The following is a 17,987-nucleotide window of genomic DNA, read 5'->3' on the forward strand; positions in this document are numbered from 1 at the left end:
ACCAACAGATGACAAGGATGCTGTTCGCATGAACGGCATCCCTGTTATCATTCTAAGGCTGTATGAAGAGGGGATACTATTGCACAATTTGGCAATTGAAAAAAAGACCATCCAGTGGAACAGCAACGTACTCGCCGCCGTCAGTCTGCTCTTTATTTTGACCGTCTACCTGTTTTCCACCGGCGCACCGGGAATGCTCGTAAACAGCCCGAAGCTGCTGCTGTTTAAAGCGATGTTCATCAGCATCATGATCGAAGCGATGCCGTTTATTCTGATCGGGGTCGTCATCTCTGCCTTGCTGCAGGTGTTTGTATCCGAACAAACCATCCAAAAAGTCATCCCAAGCCATTCCGTTCTAGGGATCATCACAGCCAGTGTGCTGGGCATTATCTTCCCCATCTGCGAGTGCGGCATGGTTCCGGCCATTCGCCGGCTGCTTGAGAAAGGGATGCCGCTGTATGTAGCTACCACGTTTATCGCCGTCGGGCCGATTCTGAATCCGATCGTGTTCTGGTCCACGTTTACCGCATTTCGCAATCGCCCGGAAATCGCCTTTTCGCGCATGGGCCTTGCGTTTCTGGTTGCTCTTGTGATCGGGCTCATCGTTTATAAGTTTGTCACTACGGATCAACTCAAAGCTAGTCAATCGCGAACAATCCAGCCCGAAGTCAAGCGTACGCCGCATAAGCAGCATAGTCATCATGAGCATGCGCATGAACACGGTGATGATCATAAAAGCAAGTCCAAGCTGATGGAAGTGATGGAGCATGCGATCAGCGAGTTTTTCGAAATGGGCAAGTTCTTGATGTTCGGCTCCCTGCTCGTTGCCCTGCTGCAAGCTTTTGTGCCGAAAACCAGCTTATCAGAGCTGGGACATGGGGCAGGCAGCGCCCACTTGCTCATGATGGGCCTCGGGTTTATTCTCTCCTTGTGCTCCACGTCGGACGCCTTTGTAGCTCAATCGTTTTTGACAACCTTTTCCAAGGGGTCCATTATCGCTTTCATGGTATTTGGGCCGATGCTCAATTTGAAAGGCGTGCTGATGATGACCGCCGTATTTCGGACGCGATTTGTCGTTTTGTATAGCGTACTCGTATTTACATTTGTACTCACGGGAGCATGGATTTTGGACGGACTGATTTAGCGCTAGAGAAGGGGGATCGGTTATGAAAAAACTAACAGGAGCAGCTGCTCATCAGCTGTTGCGATTGGTGGTTCTGCTCGGATTTACGGCGTTACTCGGTTATTTGCTGCTCACCGGAGAAATTCTCATGTACATTGTTCCTCAGCTGGTTCTTTATATAGGGCTGGCTGCGTCAGGGCTGCTCGTCTTTAGCGGGTTCCAAATCGTGCTCTTTATTCGCTCGCTCAAGCAGCCTGCCCTTGGCTGTGCATGCGGGCATGATCACGATGGGCATGGTCACAGTCACCTGCCTTCGCGATCCCTTTGGAAAAATACGCTCGTCTACGGGTTATTTCTGGCGCCGCTGCTGCTCTCCGTTTGGCTGCCCAACCAGGCGTTCGCAGGTTCGCTTGGCAAGAGCTTGACTGCGGGCGCCAGCACGGAAGCTCCAGCAGAGCTCGTCCAGCTGAAAAAAGGCACCGAAGACCCGGCACTGAAGCAGCTGTTTAAGACCGACAAGTACAATCGGGACTATGCCACGCTCGGCATGCTGCTGTATCAGCAGGACCAGATTGAGATGAAGGATCAGTGGTTTATTGAAAAATTGCAGGCTCTCAATACGTTTCCTAGCCATTTTGAAGGAAAGTCTATAAAGATTAAAGGCTATATTTACCGGGATCCCGAGCTGAAGGGCAATCAGTTCATGATCGGACGCCTCGCGATGACGCATTGCATTGCGGATATTGCTCCTTACGGCATCATTGCCGAGTACCCGGATGCAGCGAGCTTGGGGAATGACAGCTGGGTCACCTTGACCGGGACGCTCAGCCAAACCACCTATCATAATCAGCCGGTAATCAAGCTTATGGTTCAAGGGATCGAGCCGGCTACGGCCCCAACGATTCCGTATATATACCCGGATTGGGATTTTGCTAAGAAGCTTTAGAGAAATGGAGTGATATCGTCATGCTGCTTCCCATCGGAAGTTTTATTCTAATCGTTTTGTTCGCAAGCTATTTTTCCTTCTATTTCAGGCAAAATAAGGCTATACTGACGAGCTCCGTCGGCCGGACGGCCACAACGGTTGTGGCTGCGTTATCCTGCTTCGTGTTGGGCGCTGCTGCGGTGCAGGTGCTCGAATTCGATTTAAGCAGGATCGCTACGGTTGCCGTGGTGGTCGCCGTCCTGATCGGATGGCTCGTTGGACTGCCTTTTGGGCGGGTCTCGCTTCTCAACGGAGCGTTGGCCGGAGCGCTCGGCGCCATCGTTGGTGTTACAGGGGCCGGGCTATTCATCCAATCCAATCTGGTCCTGCTGTCCGCTGACCTCGTGTTTATCGCTGCTATGTTTGGGCTGCAGAAGCGCTTGGATCGACAACTGCATCAGACCTTTGCGAACGGCAAAAAGAGCAAACAGACCGCATCACCGAGCCGTTCTCCGTATTTCAGCACGGGCATCCTCTTTGTTTGTGTGATAGTTGCTGCGGGCACGTTTGCAGGGCAAAGGCATCTCATTGGCGCCGCCCAGATCGGTCAGGCGCATACGCAGAAAGCCGCGATGGACGAGGAGAATGATATGCAGGTCGCGAGGATCGACCTGACTGCGAATGGTCTAACGCCAGAGCACACCCAATTTAAAGCCGGCTCGATGATTAAAGCGATCGTGAATGTGAAGGCCAGCGCAGGCGAGCATCTAAAGCTGATCTCTAAAGATTTGAAGTTCAACGCGGATCTGAAGCCGGGGGAAAATATGTTTGTGCTCAACAAGCCGCAGCCGGGGACGTACGAGATTTCAGTTGAGTCTAAGCCGTGGAAGGCGACTTTTACGGTGGAGTAGCGATTCGGAGCACTTTCGTTTGAATATCCAAAAAAGCACTGGCCTCTGGTCGGTGCTTTCATCTTTTCCAGAGGCGAATCATTCCGGGCGGTATGGCTATAATGGAAGTCATTGGTAAGGAATAAGGATCAATGAAGCGCTACAGTCCGATTGGGCTGCAGCGCTTCGTTTTAAAAGGAGTTATACAGCATGACGTACATCCAACGAGGACAACCCGAGTATGCTCGGGCAGCGATAGCGCTGTTCGGGGGAGCTTTCGTAACCTTTGCCGAGCTCTATGCAACGCAGCCCCTAATGCCTGAACTCTCGAATTATTTTCATGTGACGCCGGCGGTATCCAGCTTATCGCTTTCCTTTGCGACGATTACTTTAGCCATCTCGATGCTATGGGTTTCAGCGTCTCCGACCATTGGGGGCGCAAGCGCTTAATGAGCGTATCGCTAGTAGCTTCTGCGTTAATATCCATTTTTGTTGCTTTTTCTCCAAGCTTTGCAATGCTGCTTACGTTGCGAATTATCCAGGGCGTTTTTATTGCCGGCTTTCCTTCCATTGCAATGGCCTATGTGAATGAGGAGTTTCATCCGCGTGAAATGGGCCGTGTGATGGGGCTTTATGTGAGTGGTACATCCGTAGGCGGTATGATGGGACGTATGGTTATCGGTGCGTTATCCGAAGCGTTCTCGTGGCATATGGCCATCCTTATCGTCGGCTTGTTGAGCTTGGGTATAGCGTTGTGGTTCTGGTTTGCCTTACCTCGACCGAGGAACTTTAAGCCCAAGCAGATTGGCGCAGCTCAGATTGTGGCGAGACTTGGCAAAGCGTTTACAAACAAAGCGCTAATAGGGGTTTACATGCTCGGATTTTTGTTAATGGGCGGGTTTGTCACGATGTACAATTACATTAGCTATGAGCTGATGGGGCCTCCGTATCGGCTCAGCCAGACGCTCGTAGGATTTATTTTCTTGGTCTATTTGATGGGAACTGTAAGCTCGACGTGGATGGGCAAATTAGGGGACTCCATCGGGCGGTCAAAAACTATGCAGATGGCCGTTACAATCGCGTTTGTGGGCTGTATGGCTACGCTGCTTGAACCCTTGGCTTTGAAAGTTATTGGCCTGGCGATCTTCACGTTCGGTTTCTTCGGCGCTCACTCTACCGCAAGCGGCTGGGTTGGACAGCTGGCTCCCGCGTATAGAGCCCAGGCATCATCTCTTTATTTATTGTTTTATTATATGGGATCCAGTGTGGCCGGCACGGTTGGAGGACTATTTTGGAGCTCCTTTGGTTGGATCGGTGTCATTTCATGATTGCGATTCTGCTCGCGGCTGCTCATTTAGTGGAACGCATTGTATTAAGGACGCTAAGGATAGAACCTGCATAAAAAATGAAATTGGAAGACGCCTAAATCCTCAAACTAGTCGAAAAATTCAAGTTGTTCACACTATTCACAATAGTTATACACATTATCCACAGCATTTCGCTAGGAAAGCTGGAAGAAGGAGAAGCTTATCAACAGAACCGGTAACCGTTCATGGTCAACCCTCCGGCGGCAGCGGCCCGGTTTTGGAATGGAGACGCACGCATGTAGGCGCACCGGCATATACTGGATGGTAACGGTTATTATCTTGATATTGCCATTGGAGGATGCTCGCCATGATGCGAATGGAACCGATTGATCTGGGAGGGCGGACAGCACTCGCGATCGAGGTGAAGCTGCCGAAGACCACACTGCTGGCTGTAACCACGGATAAAGGATATATTATGTGCGGCGCGCTGGACGTGGGCCTGCTGAATGAGCGGCTGCGGGAGCGGGGCATTATTGCGGCGCGCGCAACGGGGGTTCGGACGATCGAGGAGCTGCTGGAGGCGCCGCTCGAATCAGTTACCTATGGGGCGGAAGCGATCGGCGTCGTGCCGGGGATGAAGGGCCGGGATGCGGTAGCGCTGATGTTTTAAGCGGCTGATTGCCGCTAATACAGGAACTGATTTCCGCTAAATCAGCTATTACGGGCTATTTACAAAATTAACGGAACTGGAGTACGCTATTCGTCGGTAAAGATGGGGTTTTCCCCGCATTCGACATGAATAACATACCACAGTTCCGTTATTGTTTTGCAGCACCTCCGTCAGCGATGGAATAGCGGTATGGAGTTCCGCTAAGCTATGTCCACACGCTAGTCGGCATGCGAATCTGCCATCCCATTACACATCCAAAACCACCATCTGATGGCACTCCAGCCGCGGAAGCGTAAAGCGCACCGTCCCGCCGTCTTGGTCAAACGGCAGCTCCTCCAGCTGTGGAGCCAAATAAACGCGCCGCACCTTCTCCGGAATCGCCAAGCTCACCTGCGTGTCCAGCACCGGCAGCAGGTCCTCGATCACCTCGACACCATTGCCCCGTTTGACCGGCGAAGCGTAGAGCAAATGATTCACATACCTCGATTCCGCGGACTGCTTCATCAGCGTGGCGATGCCTTGGGCCGGCAGGCTCGTCTCCAGCGTTTTGCGTCCAGCCAGCAGCCGGTTCAGCGCATACAGCACCGTTTCCTTGAGCGCCAGGCTGCCCTTCGTAGCATAGTCCTCGAACACGCTCCACGCAAAATAAATCCCATGGCCGCTCTCCACCATGCCCGGACCGTTGTCTCCCCCTGCGCTAGGCGTATGCTGGTGTGAGCAGAAGGTGAACACATCGCGGTTGAAATACGGATACTCGCGCACGCCAAGCACCTGACCGCCGGCGAGCTCCACCTCTTGCCCCTGCGAATAGAAGATGAACGAAGCGGGGCTGCTCCAGCTTTTCAGTTCAAACTGCGGGCGGAAATAGTCCGGCTTATACGGGGACAAGCCCTTGTAGCGGACACCGAGATCGATGGCAAAATTCTCTCCAGCCTCATCCAAGCCGGAGCGTCCGGTCGCCAGCACTTTGCCGCCTTGGGCCAAATACGCGTTCAGCTTGGCCGCCAGCTCCGCGTTCAGCGTAATCTGATCGGGGAGGATCACGACCTTGTAGGGGCTAATATCGCTCTGACCATCGACGACGTCGAACAAGATTTTGCCCTCAAGCAGCATGCGCACCGCCCCGGCGTCCGAACCCCCCGCGCGGTCCTCGCGCTTCTCCTCGGTCGCGGACAGCACCGCTTCGACGCTGAGCAGCGCCACGTCGGCGATACTCTGAGCGCCCGCGCACCACGGCTCCTTCTGCTCCACCTCGCGGTAAGCGGCGCCGATCAGCTCGTACGTCGCCTCATCCATCGCGCCCTCGGGGTGCAGCTGGTCGCCGATCGAGCAGCACGCGCCATTCGCGATGCTGAGCGACGTCTCGTAGCGTAGCGCGTTCGGATGCTTGTAGCCGCCGAATTCCCCCCACGTCGTGTGGAACTTGCCGGTCATGCCGAGGAACGGCATCCCAAGGCCCTGAGCATACCGCGCCGACAGCGGAAAATGATCATACCCCCAGCCGCCCGTCGGCAGCGATTCGAGCTCCAGGTGCGTGTTCATCGTCGCCAGATCGCGCCGCCCGCGACGGATATGCCCGCCGTTGTGAAACACCGGCAGGCCAGGCTTGATCGCGTCGATCGCTTCGCGCACACGGCTGGTATAGTTCGCGTACACCCGCTCACCAAGCGCAATGACCGCTGCCGTATCGCGTGGGTCGTGACCTTCAGCGCGCAGCGTGGCGACGCATGTATGGCAATAGCATTTGCGCACACCCACAATGTCGAGGAAAATCCCGTCCACATCGTACGTGGAAACGACTTCTTCGACTTGACGGAGGAGCAGCTCCAAATAAGGAGAGTTCAAGCAAAATTGATGGTAGCCCGGCTTCATAAATCCGTCCACCCAGTTGGTGTTGTCGTTCGCGTCGCGAATCAGCCATTCGGGATGGCGGCGTGCCAGCTTTTCGTCGAGCCCTGCGGAGATGTAGACGGGGGTACGGACCCCGATTTCGTGCGCCGCTTCTATCATCGCCCCCAGCAGATCGAAAGCAAGTCCAGGATGCTGCTCATTCGCAGCGCTTGGATGATACGCCCAGCCGTGATGGCATTTGCTAAAAATCGTGATCGAATCAACGTGGCCCTTGCGCAGCATCGCCTGAAATTGGCTTTGATCGAACCGCGAGCCAATGCCGGCAATAGCCTCGGACGTATGGAAATCGAGATGGACTTGGCGAAAACGCATGCTCATGCTTCAACAACACTCCTTTGGAGACGAAATTACTTTAACTATAAAGCGCTTTCCCGCCCAGCCATAGGGAATAGGACGACTTGGAATAGCACATTTTCGACCAAATGGGATTTACTTATATAGGCGGCCGCGGCTAAAATGAAATGGAGTGCATCACACGGAACGGAGGAGAAAAAGATGGACTGTCTGCAGCTAACGATCCCCCCGCTGCCCCAATTTCTCACGGCCGGCCATTCGGTGTGGCAGGCGGGAATGCAGCATTTTCCGCGGACGTTCGGCGTCTTTGATCTGCTGCTCGTGTGCCGGGGGACGCTGTACATGGCAGAGGAAGGCACGGCTTACGAGATCGGGCAGGGGCAGATGCTGCTGCTCGAGCCCGGGCGGGCCCATGTTGGGTCGCACCCCTGCGAGGAACCGACCGAGATTTACTGGGTGCATTTTTCCCATGCGGGGGAGGTGCAGCATCTGCCGGAGAAGGAGGTCGCCTGGTCTGCCGTCGTTCGTCAGGGAACGGACGCGGATCAGAATCCGGTCGATCAATATTTGTATTTACCGAAGCACGGGAGCGTCGAGCTCAAGCAAATGCTGCCGCTGCTAGAGGAGATGCTGCGATTGCGAAGCGTGCTGACGATGGAGCATGCCATCGATTTGCAGCTGGTGCTGGGGCGACTGCTTTCGCAGCTGCAAGCGGGGCTCCGAGGCAGCCGGAAGGGCAGCCGCTCGCACGCGGTGTCGGAACAGGTGAAGGCGTACCTGGAGGCGCGGCTGGCGGAGCCGTATATCGCTGGGCAGATGGTGGAGGAGCTGCATTTTGACGTGGATTATGCCGCCCGCTGCTTGCGCAAGCATACGGGTTTAAGCCCGCTGCAGTACCATCATGTGGTACGGATGGGCGAGGCCAAGCGGCTGCTGCTGCAAACGGCGCTCCCTGTGCGGGAGATCGCGGCGCGGGTGGGGTACGGCGACTACAATTATTTTATCCGCAGCTTCCGTCAGACGGTGGGGATGAGCCCAGGTGTGTTCCGGCATTCAGCGATCGGGTACGTGTAAGCGGCAGGGACATTGAGAAAGTCGCAAAAGCAGGTATAATGGGAGACAGGAATAAGCCGTAGGGAGGAGGACGAGGCCGGTGGAATTTAAAAAAATCGCCACGCCGCGCAAAATTCACGAGGTGATCGCCGAGCAGCTCAAAGAGCGCATCGTATCCGGCGAGCTGAAGCCCGGGGACAAGCTGCCATCGACCAAAGAGCTGTCCGAGCGATTTCAAGTGGGGCGTTCGACGATTCGCGAGGCGCTCAGCGGCCTGAAGGCGATGGGGCTGGTCGAAAGCCATCAGGGGGAAGGCAGCTACGTGCGCAGCATTGAGGCGCAGGACGTGGGGCTGCCGGAATTCGATGCGCTCCTCATGAGCCGGGAGACGGTGCTCGAGCTGATCGAAGCGCGCAAGGCGCTGGAAATTTCCAATGCCGCGCTGGCGGCAGAGAAGCGGACCGAGGACGATCTGCGCCGATTCGAAGCGGTGCTGAAGCGGATGGAGGAGCATGTCGGCGATGAGGTGGAGGGCGAGCGGTCGGACATCGAGTTTCATTTGATTCTGGCGCAGGCCACGCATAACTCAATTATGATGCGGATGATCGATTCGATCTCGTCGCAGATGCAGACGGCAATCCGTGAAACGCGCAGGCTGCAGATGTACGCAAGCCGCAGCGTATCGCACCAGCTGTGGCGGGAGCATCAAGCGATTTACGAGGCGATCCGGACGCAGCAGCCGGAGTTAGCGCAGGAAGAGATGCGCCGCCATTTGTTCCATGTGGAGCAGGTGCTGGTTAAATTTATGAAAAAGTAGCTGCTGCGCACGGCATGGCCGGGCTTGCCGCGGGATGCGGCAGTGCAATTTTATGCAGCAGCCTCCTTTAAAAGATAACTTATCTGATAACCTGATAACCATGTTTGATTAGATTTATTGAGCCGCGTGTGTCCAAAAATCATTCGGATGCGGGCGGTTTTGTTTGTATCCAACTGTATTGACAACCAATAGTCCGGGTGAAATAATGAAAATATTGGAAACGGTTCCGGCTTGGAAGCTTACTGCAGCAGCTGCAAAACATTGGCTTGAGAGGCACATTTCAGGTTATGAAGCCAATTTGCTGGAACCGGTTTTATTTTCGAATAGCGAAGCATATATCTCTAATAAGACTGGGTGACCAACCATGGATCAATTCAAGAGCAAAGTGACAATCGATCAGGTCGCCAAAGCGGCGGGCGTTGCGAAATCGACCGTGTCCAGAATTATTAACAACGCTCCGGGGGTGAAGCCGGCCACGAAGATGAGGGTCAGCAAAATCATTGAAGAAATGGGCTTTACGCCGAATTTGATGGCTCGCAGCTTGAAGACCAATCTGCGCAAGCAAATTGCGCTGGCGATCAACGACATTCGCAACCCGTACTATCCTGAGCTGGCCTGGGCTGCGGAGCAAGTTGCTAAGCAGCACGGCTATCGGCTGGTGCTGATCAATCATTACGGCAATCCGTCTGACGAGCTGGCGGTCGTTCGGGAGGCCAACGATATGCATGTGGACGGCATCATCATGCTTCCTCTCAGTAAGCCCAAGACGCTTATGGCGGAAGTGAAAAAAGCATCCGTACCCGTCTGTCTCATCGGAGTATACGAGGAAGATATCCCTGCCGACAGCGTCGCGTTGACGCGCTCGGAAGGGGTGCTCGCTATGGAGCATCTCATCCGCATCGGTCGGCAGCGCATCGCATATGTCGGCAGACACTATCAGCAATTTCGTCCGCGTTCCAGATTCAGCGTTTATCAGAAGGCGCTGGAAAGCAGCTTTTTGAAGAGGGACCCTGCGCATGTATTCCTAGGCCCGACTGCTTCGATCCAAACGGGTCTGGAGGCGGCGCACTATTTTTACAGCCTCAAGGATAAGGATAACCTGCCGGATGCCGTCTTTACGGACAATGACATGACCGCCATAGGTTTGATTCAAGGACTATTGAATCTGGGCGTGCGCGTTCCGGAGGATATTGCCGTGGTCGGGGTGGACGATATTAACTGGTGCACGCTGATCACGCCGAAGCTCACCTCCGTTTCAAGCTTATCGACCGAAATGGGCCGGATCGCGGTGGAGCTGCTGCTGAAGCGTATTGAGACCGGTCCGGAAACGGAATTTCGCCGAGTGGAGCTGGAGCCGAGGTTAATCGTGAGAGAGTCGAGCGTAAAACAGCTGTAATGAAAGCGATAAAAAAAACCATTTCCCGCCATACCCACGTTTCGATAACACTCCCAAATCAGTTGTAACTCCGAACCTGTTTTTTTACTCCATTTTGGAATCGGTTCCATTAGTGCCGAAATCATTCCAAAAATCCCACTACCAACCACCTACCAGCCATCTATCCGAATGCTAACGCAAGTGCTCCTTAACATGTGAATCGCACCCTAACCCTTAAGGAGGTTCACCCACATTGACCTACCAAAGAGAAGCGAATACCCGCTTGAAGATCGCTGTCGTCGGCGTCGGCTCGCACTGCTACCGCAACATTCTTCCTGCGCTGACCTATCTCCCGGTTGACCTCACGGCGCTGTGCGATGTGAATGAAGACCTGGTTCGAGCGACTGCGAAGCAATACGGCAGCTGCAGCTATTACACCAGCACCAAAGAAATGTACGAACGGGAACAGCTGGATGCCGTGCTGCTCGCCGTCTCTCCTTTTAAGCATCCGGAGCTGGCCATCGAAGCTTTTCAAGCCGGAGTGCACGTGTGGATGGAGAAGCCTGCAGCGGTCCGTACTTCCGAAGTGGAGAGAATGCTTGAACAGCGGGGCGATCGGCAGGCGATGGTCGGCTATAAAAAAATGTTCATGCCCTCCACAGACAAAGTGTTGGAGGTGCTGAACTCATCCCAATTCGACGCCCTGAATTCCATGCTGGCCATCTATCCCATGGCGATGCCGGCCAACGGACGCGAGGTGCTCGAGCAGCGCCAATTCCAGAACTGGCTAGGCAACGGCTGCCATCCGCTGTCTTTGATGCTGGCGGCCGGCGGTGCGGTGTCGGCGGTTACGACCCATGTTGGCTCCAAGGGGCACGGGACTGTACTGCTGGACTTTGCAAATGGGATCACCGGCAACTTCCACCTCGCTTCCGGTCCGCATCCGATTGAGTCGTATCATTTTTACGGCGGCCATTGGCATTTGGAGATCGACAACAGCTTGAAGGTCACGCTGCAGCGGGGTATTCCTTTCAAGTATGGCTACACCACGAGCTATATCCCCGAGGGCATCGAATCCGGCGCGATCGTCTGGGAACCGCAAAACTGCTTGGCGACGCTGGAGAACAAAGCGCTGTTTACTCAGGGCGTGTACGGGGAGCTCCGATACTTTTGCGATTGTCTGCTGGAAAACCGGACGGTTGAGAGGGGCTCGCTTGAATTTACGCTGGGGCTGATGAAGGTGTATGAAGCGGCGCTAATCTCCGAGGGGAAAACCATTTACCTGGACTAATCAAAAATGATAAGGATTGGGGGTTGCTGGATGGAGATTAAACTGACGATGCTTAATTCGATGGCAAGCCGCAATTTTACCGAGGCACTGGAATGCTTTGTACGGTGGGGACTGGACGTAGTGGATTTGAAGGATCATATTTTCGGAAAATCGCTCATTCACCTCACGGACGAGGAGACGGAAGCGGCTGCCAAGGCGTTGGAGGAAAGAGGACTGCAGGCATACTGCTTGTCGAGTGAGCTGTTCTATGACGATATCGAAAAGGGGGAGGCGCACTTTCGGTCACAGCATCTGGAGCGGCTCGAGCGGCTGATTGCCATTGCCCGTCGAATGAGGCCGGCCATGATCCGATTGCTCGCTGCGCGCTCCACCCAGCGGGCTAGCTTCAATAACAGCATGACGTATATTCGGCAGCAAGCGCCTTGGCTGATACCCATGTATCAGGAGGCGATCGATCGGATCGCGGCCGCCGGGTTTCAGACGACGATCGAGAACGAGTGCAGAGATTGCATCTTAGCTACCCCGACGGAGGTGACCTCGTTCTTTCAAGCGCTGGCCCGGCCCGGCAAAGTCCACTTCACCTACGATGTGCAAAATTTATGGGAGATGGGCACCTTCCCTACACTGGAAGTTTATCGCACGCTCAAGCCCTTGATCGGTTATCTGCATCTGAAAGGCGGTCGTACCGGCGCTGAAGGCGAGCGCATGGTATGGAAGTCGAGTCTGCAGGATGCTTCCTGGCCGGTAGCTGCGATGGTGGCCGAGGCGGTGCGAGATCAGGTCAGTCCGGTCCTGTGCTTAAACGCATCCCATGGCAAGGAGCTGGCAGACGTTAGCTACGAGCATATCGTTGAACAGGATTTGAGCTTTACCCAGTCGTTGGTCCGAAAGCGGATAACCTAACCTTCGGGAGGTCAAAAAAAATGATGAACGCCAATTCAAAGCGAGCTGCCGCCGCATCGTTCATTACGTTGGTTTTGCTTGGCACAAGCGCATGCTCTTCGCCGATCAACCCAGGTCCTGCCCCATCAGACAGCAAACCGGCTGCAACCGCACCGACACCGGCCGCCCCGGCTGCATCTGCTTCCTCGGCCCCATCGGGGCAGCCCAAAGTGATCAAGGTGTATACAGGCGCAGCCCCGAATGAAACGACGAAGGAAAGCCGGAAAAAAACGATCGAAGCGTTCGAAGCCAAAAATCCCGGCTATAAAATCCAATGGCTGGAGGGTGACAATCAGGTGGAGGGAGGCAAGCTGTCCACCATGCTGAACTCCGGCGTCGAAGTCCCGGATGTGATCAATATCAGCACGGGCCCCGGCCGCATCCAAGCACTGGCTTCCGCCAATCTTATCATGCCTCTGGATCAGCTCTATGAGCAGAACAAATGGAAGGATAAGCTGAATCCCGGCGCTGTCGATTTCATGAAATACAATGCGGATAAAATCTATGAAGTTCCGAATACCGTGGACGCCATCCAGGTATATTACAACAAGGAAATTTTTAATAGGCTCGGTCTCCAGGTGCCGAAAACAAGTGATGAATTTGGCGACGTCCTTAAGAAAATCAAGGCGTCCGGCATGACGCCGATTGCATTGGGCGCGCGGAACGGGTATGCCATCGGCTGGCTGTTCGGCAATATTTTGCAAGCGGTTGCAGGGAGGGCGAAAACAGCTGATATCCTGAACGATAAAGCCCCGTGGAACGATCCGGACGCGGTGAAGGCAGCCTCGTTGTTCGGGGACTGGGTCAAAGCGGGATACATCGACAAAGAAGCGGCGACCATTGACGATCCTGGGGCCAAAGCGAGATTTCTCGATGCGAAGCATGCGATGATTTTTATCGGCGCCTGGTTTCATGTGGAGATCGTGGATAAAAAGATGCAGGATATAGTCGGGATGTTCCCGCTGCCCAGCTTCAAGCCCGGAGAGACCCCCTATCCGACAGGCGGCTTAGGCAACTCCTGGGTGGTCCCATCCCAGGTGAAGGATGTCAGCTTAGCAGCTAAGTGGCTGGATTTCGTGTTGTCGAAGGAATACGCAGCCGTAACGGCGAGCAATCCGGCCGCCGATTCCATTATCCCGAGCAAAGCGGCTAGCGAGGCTAAGCCGGTGAGCAAGCTGCTGGAGCAGTCGATTCAGTCCATATCGGGCGGCTCCGGGTATAATCCAAGCGTATTTATGGGGGCTGAAGCGAAGGATGCGTATTATCAGAATCTGACCGGTATTATCGGCGGGCTCGTGGCTCCGCAGAAAGCGATGGATAACATCGAAGCCGCCGACGCCAAGGAACGGAAAGCGGCCAAGTAACGGCAGACCGATTCGCAATGGACGACGGGGGAGAATCGTATGGACAATCCAATCTCTCCCCCCTACACGGGGGGAAACGTCTTGGTGCGCAAGAAGAGCTCTGCGGCGGCGAGACTGGCGAAGCAGACCATCGTAGTCTTATCCTTTTTGGGGCCGGCCTTGCTGTTCTACGGCTTTTTCATGCTTTATCCGATGGAGGAGGCTATTCGCTGGAGCTTGCTTGATCTCAATGCCAAGAGCACCGTAGCGCATTTTGTGGGGCTGAGCAATTATGTTGAGATCTTAAAGGACAGCGTCTTTCAAAGCTCACTCCTCAACAATCTGGAATGGGTCATGATGGAGCTGCTGCTGGTTGTTTTTCCGGTACTGATCCTTTCCGTGATGATTACGAAGGTGAAGCGGGGGAAGCTGTTTTTTCGCGCTGCCTTTTACCTGCCCGCCGTGCTGTCTATGCCTGTGGTGGCGGTCATCTGGAGCAAAATTTACGATCCGTATATCGGACCCGTCAATTCCTTCTTGAAGCTGATCGGGCTCAAGGGTTTGGCGCTCAATTGGCTTGGCGAGCCGTTCACGGTGCTGCCGGCGCTCATTTTGGCGAGTACATGGGTGGCGTATGGCTTTTACATGGTGCTGTATTTAGCCGGGCTGCAGAGCATCGACTACGATCTGTACGAAGCGGCCGATCTGGACGGTGCGGGGACCGTGAGCAAGTTTCTTCATATTACGCTGCCTTCGCTGAGGCATACGATCAATTTTATCGTCAGTCTCGTGATCATCAACTCGTTCAAAGGCTTCTCGATGGTCTGGATCATCACCCAAGGGGGACCCTTTTACAAAAGCGAGGTGGTGGCAACGTACGTGTACAAACAGGCGTTCAGCAAGTATCAAATCAGCACCGGTGCTGCGGGCAGCGTCATTCTGGCGCTCATCATTATGCTTGTGACCATTGTATTCAACCGCATCCGCGAGAGAGGGGAATAGCCGATGACAGCTCGCGCCAACACCACCCAGCTGCTGCTATGGTGTGCCATGATGGTCCTGCTGGTGCTGCTGGTGACTCCGATTACGTGGGTGCTGTTCAGCAGCTTCAAAGATAATACGGACATTATGAATCATCCGTTCTCGCTGCCTTCCACGCTCTCGCTTGCCAATTACATTAGCGCTTTGAAGATCGGGAAATTTTATGCATTCTTTTCCAACACGCTGTACGTGACGTTTTTCGGTCTGATTCTTGGGGTTGGGGTTGCGACCCTGGCGGGCTATGCGTTTGGACAAATCAGGTTCTGGGGCCGGGAGCCGTTGTTCTACATGTTTCTGCTCGGACTGACGCTGCCCAGCCAGACCGTTATTATTCCGGTTTTCTACTTGCTCAAGTCCATGGGATTGATCAATACGCTGTGGGGCGTCATTTTGGCCTCGGTTGGTATGGGACTTTCGTTCGGTGTGTTCCTGATGCGCAACACCTTCAAGGGCTTGCCGAAGGAGCTGAAGGAATCGGCTTATATGGACGGAGCGGGAGAGTGGCGAACCTTTCTGTGGGTGATGCTGCCCTTGGCGAAGCCGGCGCTGGTGGCGCTCGTCATCTTTACATTCAACGGGCTGTGGAACGAATACCTGCTGCCTCTGGTCGTGCTGATCAAGCCGGATAAGTTCACAATTGCCGTCGGACTGACCGCCTTTCAAAGCGAGCAGTATACGAACTATTCCATCATTTTCGCGGGCGCCGTCATTTCGATGATTCCTAGCATTATTTTGTATCTGATTTTTCAGCGGCAATTTATCGAAGGCTTGCTGTCCGGCGCACAAAAAGGGTAAGAGCTGGATGGCTTTAAATCCCGCACATGACGTGTGGGATTTTTTCATGTGCGCCTCACAGTCGCACAATCTAGGTGGTTCAAATCCACCCGGTAACTTTACCCTTTAAAGTGCCGTAGCCGAAGCAGAAGTCCTAGCTCCAGCAAGGAGAAGGACTGGCAGGGTGTCACTCGTGAGAGGGAATCCGAAGGGCCTGCAGGCAAAGTCCAGCCCGGAATGCGGTGAACCAGAGGTGGCGGCGGTGTTGGGTGACCCGCCATAAAAACGGGGAAACCTATGCGAATCAGCATACTTTGTAGGAAAACAAACAAAGGGATATGACCTGCAAGGCTCATCGACGTGATTAGGGTCAGGATGGATGGAACAGAATGTGCAGATAACTGAGGGAAGTCTCGTAGCTTCCCTGACGCAAACGCGGACAAGGTAGAGGAGGTATAACCCGAAGGGGAAAGCCGAATCGATGGGCTGCGAGATGGCGGATCGTTCCGTAGTAGCGAGTAAGTCTGAGCCGATGAAAGCTGGTAACAGTCTGGAGGGTAAAACTCGGATGAGTATGCGCGCGGGAAAAAAAAATCTTAGTCGCATAACCTGCTTCCACTCCAAAAGAGGGAAGACAGAGGCAAAGGGAACGTGCTTCGTCAAAGCCTGTGAGTTCAAGTGAGTAGAGATCGTAAGCGCCTTAAACAAACGGGCAGAGCCGAGAGGGTACGCCCCGCCGATGACGAAAGAACGTTGGAGGATAAAGGACTGCTGGCGACCTGAGTACGTTCTGCATGGCAGGAGCGATTGACGAAAGTCTAACACGCAGCTATGCAGGACGGAACAAGCAAGGAATCGATCATCTGTAGCGAGAACAAGACCAGCTTGGTGAGTAGCGGTAAAGGTGGTGAAACACCAATGAAACCGAAACGACGATACTACTCTTTGATCGACAAAGTATACCAAATGGATAATCTGCATGAAGCTTGGCTATCGGTAAAGAAGAACCAAGGAAGCGGCGGAATCGATGGCGTGAGTATCGCTATGTTCGAGAAGAACGTGAGCATAAACCTAAAAGAAATTCAAAGGCTACTGCAACAAGACCGGTATAAACCCGACCCTGTCAGGCGACATTTCATTGAGAAGGAAAATGGGACATTAAGACCGTTAGGAATTCCCACAATCCGAGACCGCGTATGTCAGCAGGCAGTACGCCAAGTCATTGAGCCGATCTTTGAGCAAGACTTTTACTACTATAGCTTTGGCTTTCGCCCCGGATACTCCGCGCACCAAGCGATTCAGACGATACGACGAGCAAAGCGCGGCGGATACAACTATGTGGTAGACCTCGACATCATGTCCTTTTTCGATGAAATACCGCATGAGATGCTGATGGAAAAGGTACAAGAACGAATTACTGACGGGAAAGTGCGGACGCTCATTCGCGGATGGCTTACCGCAGGAGTCATGGAAGATGGCCAGTTCCATGAAACGGAAGTCGGGTCACCGCAAGGCGGGGTCATTAGTCCATTACTTGCGAATCTATATTTGAATCATTTCGACTGGGGGATGAAGGAAAAGGGATTTGCCGTAGTGAGGTATGCAGACGATGTAGTCATCCTTTGCAAGTCAAAGGAACAGGCAGAAGAAGCATACCTAGTGGCAAAGACCATCCTAGAAGATGAACTACAACTACGAATGCACCCTGAGAAAACGAAGGTTGTGCACTTCGATGATGGGTTTCGGTTTCTCGGATTCGACTTCTGGAAGGACTATCTCATTGTACCTGACGCAAAAGTGAAGAAGTACAAAGATAAAGTCCGTAATATCACCCGAAGACAACAAGGGATTAACCTTGGCGAAATGCTTAAGAAACTGAATGAAATCGCACGAGGTTTTGGTAACTATTTCGGCATAGGGAACGTAAAGAAGAAGTTTCAACGTTTGGACGAATGGACACGAATGAGGGTTAGAGCCTTCATACGGAAAAAGAAGTCTACGGTTTCCAACTCCCTGCTTCCAAACAAGTTGTTGGAAGCAGCAGGGATGGTATTTCTAACAAGCTTACTCACTACACGTTTCTAATTCAGGCGTGAAATTTGCAGCCCGGCGACGGGTGAAGACAACTCACTCCTGAAGATGGGGAACTGACGAAGGAAAGCCGTGTGCGGGAAATCCGCATGCACGGTTTGACGGGGAGTCCGAGGAAGTAATTCCTCGTCTTACCCTAC

At 53.7% G+C, this 17,987-nt stretch carries 16 protein-coding genes; 15 read left to right on the forward strand and 1 reads right to left on the reverse strand.

What is annotated here, in order from left to right; all coding sequences use genetic code 11:
* Positions 1–28: 28 nt before the first annotated feature.
* The 6 genes from FPZ49_RS08525 (at position 29) to FPZ49_RS08545 (ending at position 4,915) form a co-directional block, all read left to right on the forward strand.
* Positions 29–1,144, forward strand: a complete 1,116-nt coding sequence (locus FPZ49_RS08525; RefSeq protein WP_144845526.1) for a permease — start codon at positions 29–31, stop codon at positions 1,142–1,144.
* A 22-nt stretch (positions 1,145–1,166) separates the two neighbouring features.
* Positions 1,167–2,069, forward strand: a complete 903-nt coding sequence (locus FPZ49_RS08530; RefSeq protein WP_144845528.1) for a TIGR03943 family putative permease subunit — start codon at positions 1,167–1,169, stop codon at positions 2,067–2,069.
* 20 nt (positions 2,070–2,089) lie between these two features.
* The gene (locus FPZ49_RS08535) at positions 2,090–2,959 is read left to right on the forward strand and encodes a cupredoxin domain-containing protein (protein WP_144845530.1); all 870 of its coding nucleotides are present in this window, start codon (positions 2,090–2,092) and stop codon (positions 2,957–2,959) included.
* Between the two features lie 189 nt (positions 2,960–3,148).
* Entirely contained in the window at positions 3,149–3,388 is a 240-nt protein-coding gene (locus FPZ49_RS36690) for a hypothetical protein (protein WP_261381320.1), read from the forward strand.
* Positions 3,388–4,266 carry an MFS transporter gene (locus FPZ49_RS08540; protein ID WP_261381321.1) on the forward strand — a complete coding sequence of 293 codons (879 nt, stop codon included), beginning with the start codon at positions 3,388–3,390 and terminating at the stop codon, positions 4,264–4,266. Before FPZ49_RS36690 ends, FPZ49_RS08540 begins: the two co-directional genes overlap by 1 nt.
* A 346-nt stretch (positions 4,267–4,612) precedes the next feature.
* Entirely contained in the window at positions 4,613–4,915 is a 303-nt protein-coding gene (locus FPZ49_RS08545; RefSeq protein WP_144845532.1) for a YunC family protein, read from the forward strand.
* A gap of 246 nt (positions 4,916–5,161) precedes the next feature.
* Here FPZ49_RS08545 and FPZ49_RS08550 read toward each other — a convergent pair whose 3' ends face one another.
* Positions 5,162–7,138 (reverse strand): beta-galactosidase trimerization domain-containing protein, encoded by a 1,977-nt coding sequence (locus FPZ49_RS08550; RefSeq protein ID WP_144845639.1) that lies wholly within the window; start codon positions 7,136–7,138, stop codon positions 5,162–5,164.
* A gap of 144 nt (positions 7,139–7,282) precedes the next feature.
* Here FPZ49_RS08550 and FPZ49_RS08555 point away from each other — a divergent pair, with 144 nt between their 5' ends.
* The 9 genes from FPZ49_RS08555 (at position 7,283) to ltrA (ending at position 17,841) form a co-directional block, all read left to right on the forward strand.
* Complete coding sequence (locus tag FPZ49_RS08555; protein ID WP_144845534.1) at positions 7,283–8,194, forward strand: helix-turn-helix transcriptional regulator; 912 nt, start codon at positions 7,283–7,285, stop codon at positions 8,192–8,194.
* 79 nt (positions 8,195–8,273) lie between these two features.
* Positions 8,274–8,990, forward strand: a complete 717-nt coding sequence (locus FPZ49_RS08560; RefSeq protein ID WP_144845536.1) for a FadR/GntR family transcriptional regulator — start codon at positions 8,274–8,276, stop codon at positions 8,988–8,990.
* Positions 8,991–9,354: 364 nt separating this feature from the next.
* Entirely contained in the window at positions 9,355–10,386 is a 1,032-nt protein-coding gene (locus FPZ49_RS08565; protein ID WP_144845538.1) for a LacI family DNA-binding transcriptional regulator, read from the forward strand.
* A gap of 232 nt (positions 10,387–10,618) precedes the next feature.
* The gene (locus tag FPZ49_RS08570) at positions 10,619–11,656 is read left to right on the forward strand and encodes a Gfo/Idh/MocA family protein (RefSeq protein ID WP_144845540.1); all 1,038 of its coding nucleotides are present in this window, start codon (positions 10,619–10,621) and stop codon (positions 11,654–11,656) included.
* Positions 11,657–11,686: 30 nt separating this feature from the next.
* Positions 11,687–12,559, forward strand: a complete 873-nt coding sequence (locus tag FPZ49_RS08575; RefSeq protein ID WP_144845542.1) for a TIM barrel protein — start codon at positions 11,687–11,689, stop codon at positions 12,557–12,559.
* 20 nt (positions 12,560–12,579) lie between these two features.
* Positions 12,580–13,962, forward strand: a complete 1,383-nt coding sequence (locus FPZ49_RS08580) for an ABC transporter substrate-binding protein (RefSeq protein WP_144845544.1) — start codon at positions 12,580–12,582, stop codon at positions 13,960–13,962.
* A 39-nt stretch (positions 13,963–14,001) separates the two neighbouring features.
* Complete coding sequence (locus FPZ49_RS08585; protein WP_144845546.1) at positions 14,002–14,943, forward strand: carbohydrate ABC transporter permease; 942 nt, start codon at positions 14,002–14,004, stop codon at positions 14,941–14,943.
* Positions 14,944–14,946: 3 nt separating this feature from the next.
* The gene (locus FPZ49_RS08590) at positions 14,947–15,777 is read left to right on the forward strand and encodes a carbohydrate ABC transporter permease (protein WP_144845548.1); all 831 of its coding nucleotides are present in this window, start codon (positions 14,947–14,949) and stop codon (positions 15,775–15,777) included.
* Between the two features lie 897 nt (positions 15,778–16,674).
* Entirely contained in the window at positions 16,675–17,841 is a 1,167-nt protein-coding gene (gene ltrA, locus FPZ49_RS08595) for a group II intron reverse transcriptase/maturase (RefSeq protein WP_144845440.1), read from the forward strand.
* Positions 17,842–17,987 lie beyond the last annotated feature (146 nt).

The organism is Paenibacillus cremeus, assembly GCF_007786445.1.
GTDB classification, from domain to species: Bacteria; Bacillota; Bacilli; order Paenibacillales; family NBRC-103111; genus Paenibacillus_G; species Paenibacillus_G cremeus.

Excerpts from the sequence above, each read along its gene's own strand:
- FPZ49_RS08545 (WP_144845532.1), top strand. The coding sequence starts at position 4,613 with ATGATGCGAATGGAACCGATTGATCTGGGAGGGCGGACAGCACTCGCG.
- FPZ49_RS08580 (WP_144845544.1), top strand. The coding sequence starts at position 12,580 with ATGATGAACGCCAATTCAAAGCGAGCTGCCGCCGCATCGTTCATTACG.
- FPZ49_RS36690 (WP_261381320.1), top strand. The coding sequence starts at position 3,149 with ATGACGTACATCCAACGAGGACAACCCGAGTATGCTCGGGCAGCGATA.
- FPZ49_RS08565 (WP_144845538.1), top strand. The coding sequence starts at position 9,355 with ATGGATCAATTCAAGAGCAAAGTGACAATCGATCAGGTCGCCAAAGCG.
- FPZ49_RS08555 (WP_144845534.1), top strand. The coding sequence starts at position 7,283 with ATGAAATGGAGTGCATCACACGGAACGGAGGAGAAAAAGATGGACTGT.
- FPZ49_RS08585 (WP_144845546.1), top strand. The coding sequence starts at position 14,002 with ATGGACAATCCAATCTCTCCCCCCTACACGGGGGGAAACGTCTTGGTG.
- FPZ49_RS08535 (WP_144845530.1), top strand. The coding sequence starts at position 2,090 with ATGCTGCTTCCCATCGGAAGTTTTATTCTAATCGTTTTGTTCGCAAGC.
- FPZ49_RS08575 (WP_144845542.1), top strand. The coding sequence starts at position 11,687 with ATGGAGATTAAACTGACGATGCTTAATTCGATGGCAAGCCGCAATTTT.
- FPZ49_RS08590 (WP_144845548.1), top strand. The coding sequence starts at position 14,947 with ATGACAGCTCGCGCCAACACCACCCAGCTGCTGCTATGGTGTGCCATG.
- FPZ49_RS08525 (WP_144845526.1), top strand. The coding sequence starts at position 29 with ATGAACGGCATCCCTGTTATCATTCTAAGGCTGTATGAAGAGGGGATA.
- FPZ49_RS08550 (WP_144845639.1), bottom strand. The coding sequence starts at position 7,138 with ATGCGTTTTCGCCAAGTCCATCTCGATTTCCATACGTCCGAGGCTATT.
- FPZ49_RS08540 (WP_261381321.1), top strand. The coding sequence starts at position 3,388 with ATGAGCGTATCGCTAGTAGCTTCTGCGTTAATATCCATTTTTGTTGCT.
- FPZ49_RS08530 (WP_144845528.1), top strand. The coding sequence starts at position 1,167 with ATGAAAAAACTAACAGGAGCAGCTGCTCATCAGCTGTTGCGATTGGTG.
- ltrA (WP_144845440.1), top strand. The coding sequence starts at position 16,675 with ATGAAACCGAAACGACGATACTACTCTTTGATCGACAAAGTATACCAA.